Source organism: Aneurinibacillus sp. UBA3580, from assembly GCF_002375825.1.
Lineage (GTDB): Bacteria > Bacillota > Bacilli > Aneurinibacillales > Aneurinibacillaceae > Aneurinibacillus > Aneurinibacillus danicus.
Window position 1 is genome coordinate 1 of record NZ_DFMZ01000105.1, and the last position, 5,030, is coordinate 5,030.

Annotated in this window: 5 protein-coding genes; all 5 read right to left on the reverse strand. The window is 50.0% G+C overall.

Annotation, left to right across the window (positions count from 1 at the left end; translation table 11 throughout):
• Nucleotides 1–267: 267 nt before the first annotated feature.
• The gene (rnr, locus tag B2899_RS14790) at nucleotides 268–2,559 is read right to left on the reverse strand and encodes a ribonuclease R (protein WP_146808255.1); all 2,292 of its coding nucleotides are present in this window, start codon (nucleotides 2,557–2,559) and stop codon (nucleotides 268–270) included.
• A gap of 68 nt (nucleotides 2,560–2,627) precedes the next feature.
• Nucleotides 2,628–3,380: an alpha/beta hydrolase gene (locus B2899_RS14795; protein ID WP_286886811.1), complete on the reverse strand. Its 753-nt coding sequence runs from the start codon at nucleotides 3,378–3,380 to the stop codon at nucleotides 2,628–2,630.
• Nucleotides 3,370–4,095, reverse strand: a complete 726-nt coding sequence (locus tag B2899_RS14800) for an alpha/beta hydrolase (RefSeq protein ID WP_286886813.1) — start codon at nucleotides 4,093–4,095, stop codon at nucleotides 3,370–3,372. The genes B2899_RS14795 and B2899_RS14800 overlap by 11 nt, the downstream gene beginning before the upstream one ends.
• Nucleotides 4,096–4,186: 91 nt before the next feature.
• On the reverse strand, nucleotides 4,187–4,420 hold the full coding sequence (secG, locus tag B2899_RS14805; protein ID WP_146808246.1) for a preprotein translocase subunit SecG: 234 nt from the start codon (nucleotides 4,418–4,420) through the stop codon (nucleotides 4,187–4,189).
• A 77-nt stretch (nucleotides 4,421–4,497) separates the two neighbouring features.
• Nucleotides 4,498–4,932, reverse strand: a complete 435-nt coding sequence (locus B2899_RS14810; RefSeq protein WP_286886815.1) for a Fur family transcriptional regulator — start codon at nucleotides 4,930–4,932, stop codon at nucleotides 4,498–4,500.
• Nucleotides 4,933–5,030 lie beyond the last annotated feature (98 nt).

Below are 5,030 nucleotides of genomic sequence, written 5' to 3' on the forward strand. Positions count from 1 at the left end.
ACAACAGTCATTTATCTGCCCTCCTACATTTCTTTACAAAAATGAGAAAAACTCGCGGGCGTTTCCGGTCTTTGTCTCCCTCCGCGTCACACGCTCCACAAGGAAAAAGGAACGTTTGGCACACGCCCCGCGAGTTTTTTCTCGCTTACAATAGAGGGAAAGTATATTTTGCTTTATCACTGTAAAGCGAAATATACTTTCCTATACCATGAAAAAAGCGCATGGCAGCCTGCCCGTTGCAGGTGTTCGCCATACGCTTTCTCTTCGTTATTTCTTCTTTTTCTTCTTTACCGACTTCGGTACGCTGTTTTTCTTCTTTTTCTTCTTTTCGACAACTTCCATCCAGAACGGGTTGTCCTTGCCTTTGGCCGGCTTTCCTTTGCCGCGCGGCTTGCGCTCACTCCTCTGCACCGGAATGACCTTGGCTTTGCGCCCTTCACCGCGCCCCGGAGCTTTGCTGCGCTTCAATCCCACTACTTCAAAGTCAATCGTGTGCTCATCCACATCCACCTTGACGACTTTGACGCGCACCTCGTCTCCAATGCGGAACATGCGGCCTGTCCGCTGGCCAATGAGCGCATACTGGTTCTCGTGGAAATCGTAGTAATCGTCCGTCAGGTAACTGATATGCACCATGCCTTCAATCGTGTTCGGCAGCTCGACAAACATACCGAACGAAGCAACGCTGCTGACGATCCCATCGAACTCTTCATCCATATGCTGCAGCATATATTCCGCTTTCTTCAAATCGTCCGTTTCCCGCTCTGCATCTACCGCATTACGCTCACGTTCCGATGAATGCTCGGCCACATGCGGCATTTTGGCATACCACTCTTCAATCCGGGCCGGCGTGAATCCACCGGGCTTCAATGATTCGCGAATCATCCGATGTACAATCAGGTCCGGATAGCGGCGAATCGGAGATGTGAAATGTGTATAATACTCGGCTGCCAGACCGAAGTGGCCGTGGTTTTCCGCATCGTATTTCGCCTGCTTCATCGAACGCAGCATCACTTTGGAGATGACCGTCTCTTCCGGTGTATCTTTCGCTTGCTCAAGCAGCGCTTGCAGTGTACGCGGATGAATGTTATTTGCTTTGCCTCGTACAAAGTAACCGAAATTGGTTACGAATTCGAGAAATGTCTGCAGTCGATCACCATCCGGATCTTCGTGAATCCGGTAGATGAACGGCACATTCATCCAGTAGAAGTGCTCCGCTACCGTTTCGTTGGCTTTCAGCATGAATTCTTCGATAATCCGTTCCGCAATGGTCCGATCGCGCATCCGCACTTCCGTGGGATTGCCCTCCGCGTCGACCAGGATCTTGGCTTCGCCGAAGTCGAAATCAATCGCGCCGCGCTCCATACGGAAGCGACGCAGGCGAAGCGCCAGCTCCTTCATCGCTTCAAAATGCGGTACCAGGTCTCTGTAGCGCTCTTTCAATTCTTTGTCGTCTTCTTCAAGAATTCTGTACACATCAGAATACGTCATCCGCTCGTTGGTGCGAATTACGCTTTCATAGATTTCATGGTTAACGACATTGCCTTCATCGTCAATTTCCATATCGCACGTAAGCGTCAGACGGTCCACCTTCGGATTCAAGCTGCAAATGCCGTTCGACAGGCGGTGCGGCAGCATGGGAATCACCCGATCCACCAGATACACGCTCGTACCGCGGCGGAAGGCTTCCATATCCAGTTCAGAGTTTTCCTTGACGTAATAGCTTACGTCGGCGATATGAACACCCAGCCGGTAATTTCCGTTCTCCAGCGTCTCAATCGATACCGCATCATCAAGGTCTTTGGCATCGGCGCCGTCAATGGTCACCATAACCCGATCGCGCAAATCTCGCCGTCCTTGAATTTCTTCTTCGCTAATCGTATCCGGTACAGCTTCCGCCTCACGCATGACTTCTTCCGGGAAAGTCTCCGGGAGACCGTATTTGCGGATAATGGACAAAATATCGACACCCGGGTCATTCTTGTGTCCGAGAATTTCAACAACTTTTCCTTCAGGATTGCCCCGGCTTGTCTCCGGATAGCGCACAATTTCAACGACCACTTTGTGCCCGTCGACGGCTCCCATAGATTCACCTTTCGGAATGAAGATGTCCTTCGTAATCCGCTTATCGTCGGTAATGACGAACCCGTAATGCTTCTCATCCTGATATGTTCCGACAATTGTCTGGTTCGCACGTTCTACAATCCGTACGATTTCGCCTTCCAGGCGCGGACCGCGCGCATTCCGGTTCAGGCGCGCCAGCACGATATCCTGGTTCATTGCCCCGTTCATATCATTGGCATGAATATAAATATCCGGTGTTCCTTCTTCATCGGGCAGCACAAATCCAAAACCTTTGGCATGCGCCTGCAGGCGGCCGCGGATCAAATTCATTTTCTCCGGCACGCCGTAGCGGTTGGTGCGTGTACGGATAATCTGTCCCGTATTTTCCAAATGATTGAGAATCTTAACAAATTCTTTAAATTCAGCGGCCGACTCAATCTCGAACGCTTCTTCGAGTTCTTTTACCGTCATGGGACGACTCGCTTGCTCTCGCATAAAACGTAAAATATCTGCTTCTGTTGCCACATCCGCCCTCTCCTTTGCTTGAAATCTATACGACTTTTCTATACTTTATCAAGAATCTTTTCCAGAAAATCAGCCGCATCGCGAAAAACATGCTCCCGTTCTTTATCCAGCGTAATGATATGTCCGGATTTATGGTATTGTTTCATTTCTTTATAGTGTGAACCAATATGCGAATAAATATAATCTCCACTGAAAGGTTCCACCGTTTCGTCAATGGTGGACTGAACGATCAGCGCCGGAGTCGTGACCTGCGCCAGCTCTTTTTTCGTTAAATTGATAAACTGCCAAAGACTGGCGATGCAGGCGACCGGTGTACGTTCATACGGGAACATCTCAGATTCAATGTGCGCTTCTTTTTTGCCGGAACGGGGTATGTACGGACGGGCATAATGCACATATTTGGCCCAGCGGATTCGTTTATCCCGCACGTCTACAGGTGTATTCAGCAGAATGAGCGCGGCGGGAGAACGATGACAGGCAAGACGCAGCGCAAGCAGCCCCCCCATGGAAAGCCCGGACGCCACAATCTGTTCACAGCCTTCCCCGATCAGGCGATCATATCCATTCAGGGCACTCTGCCACCAATCCGGCCAGCGCGTTCGAGCCATCGCCTCCGGCGTCGTACCGTGCCCGGCAAGCAGCGGCGCATGAACGGTAAACCCGAGCTTATGAAAAAACCGGCCCATCGGCTGCATCTCAGCCGTGCTGCCGGTAAATCCATGAAGCAAAAGCAAGCCTATTTTTCCACCCGGATAAAAAAACGTCTCAGGGGAGCGGGGTTTAGCTTTCATGAGGCATCTCTCCTTTGCGTTCGCCATGCGCAGGATCGAGAAATTCGTCAATCAGCGCAAGCAATTGCCCCTGCTCACAATCATGACAGATAATATGTTTCGATTCAGGAAGAATATGCAGGTATTTTTCTGCCGAACGAATCGTCCGATAGATATGCTCTGCGCTGCGCGGCTCCACCAGATCATCCCTGCCCCCCTGAATGATAAGTGTGGGAGCCGTCACCTTCGGCAATTCCTGCTTTAATATTTTGACTAGGTGTCGAAAATGAATCACTGCGCGCGGCGGTGTAGTCTTCGCCTTGTTTACATAGCGCCGGTACGCTTCCCTGGCGTCGCTGGCCGATGTGAAATGCTTCTTGATAATGGTAGCCGCGTCTTTAAACAGTTGGCGGGGATTGATGTAATATAGACTGGCACTCAACAGTACCAGCTTATCAATCGGATAGCGGGCAGACAGATGGGCCGCAATCAACCCTCCCATAGAGAATCCAATCACATAGACGCGTTCACACGTAAGCAGCATATCCTGGAGCACTTCTTCCGCTGAACGCACCCAGTCCTGCCACGTAACCTGGTTCAGGGAGAGAGCATGTCCTTCGTGTCCGGCAAGCACAGGGGCTTCGATTCGCCATCCCCTATCCGCGAAATGCCTGGCAACTGGCTCCACTTCGTACGGACTTCCGGTAAACCCGTGAATCAACAAGCAACCGATCATACACATCGTCCCTTCATCAAGATACAGAAAAACAGCAAGCATTCCACTTGCTGTTCAGACCTATGCTCAGGTTATCAATATACGAGGCCGACTAGCGCAGAAAATACGCAACGGCAATAGATAATACCATAAATAATGTTGCCAGGATAACGGTTAGCTTATTCAACAGGGCGTCAATGCCCCGCGCTTTCGCTTTCCCTATGATTTGCTCGGCACCGCCTGCAATCGATCCGGAAAGACCCGCGCTTTTGCCGGATTGAAGCAGCACCACCCCGATAAGCAAAATCGAAACAATTACAAGTAAAATTTTTAAAAATACCGCCATTCTTCTGCCTCCCCAAAACGGAGCGTTCCATTTTTATTATTTGCCATTTTCTAATGTATCATAAAGGACGGCCATCTTCAAGACTCGCCCGATTCATGCTCCCGGCAGCTTTGACAGATGCCTTCTAGAATGACCTTTGACTCCAATGGAGAAAACGCAGCTTTTATGTCAGGGTCCAGATCGACAGAGATCTTGTCCGGCTCTATATCCACAAGCTTGTCACATTTCATGCAGTGAAAGTGATGGTGCGGCTTTTCCGTGATTTCAAAACGCGAACGCTCGTCCTGATAGTGCTCATGTACCACACCCAGCTCTTTCAAAGACTTTAACGTGTTATACACCGTTGTGAATGACAGGGTCGGAAAGTCATCCTGCATGAAATGATAAATTTCTTCGGCTGTCGGATGGTCCAGGCGCATGAGCACGTTGATGATGGCCAGTCGCTGTACGGTTACACGTCCACCCCGTTCTTTAATTCGGGCCATGACTGTATCAATGATATTTCCGTCCATTGTCCGCCCCTCCTTTATTTTTCTGTGAAAATCGTGAAGAAAGAAGGAGAAGAGGGAGGAACAAAGATCTAATGTAGAAAAAGGCGTTCGCCTTTTTC